The 254-nt window shown below is 70.5% G+C and carries 1 protein-coding gene; it reads right to left on the reverse strand.

Annotation, left to right across the window (positions count from 1 at the left end; genetic code table 11):
- Positions 1 to 73: 73 nt before the first annotated feature.
- Positions 74 to 254: EAL domain-containing protein (locus tag L6Q67_RS23735; protein ID WP_296576037.1), on the reverse strand; the 181-nt coding region annotated here is incomplete at its 5' end.

The following is a 254-nucleotide window of genomic DNA, read 5'->3' on the forward strand; positions in this document are numbered from 1 at the left end:
AGGGTGGCGGCGAGCAGCGCCGCGAGCACGCGCAGGCGGGGCGGCGGGGCACGACGAAGGCGAGGTATGGGCATCATGATGCGGATGCGCTCCGGAAAGGTCGGGCAATGTAGGTGGCGAAATCCGCCGCCGGCATCGGCCGGCCATACAGAAAACCTTGAAGGATGTGGCAACCAAGACGGCGCAGGTGACCGGCCTGGGCGTCGGTCTCGACCCCTTCGGCCACCACCGCCAGCCCCAGCGCCCGGCCGAGC

It is taken from the genome of Zoogloea sp. (assembly GCF_023150065.1).
Taxonomy (GTDB): Bacteria; Pseudomonadota; Gammaproteobacteria; order Burkholderiales; family Rhodocyclaceae; genus Zoogloea.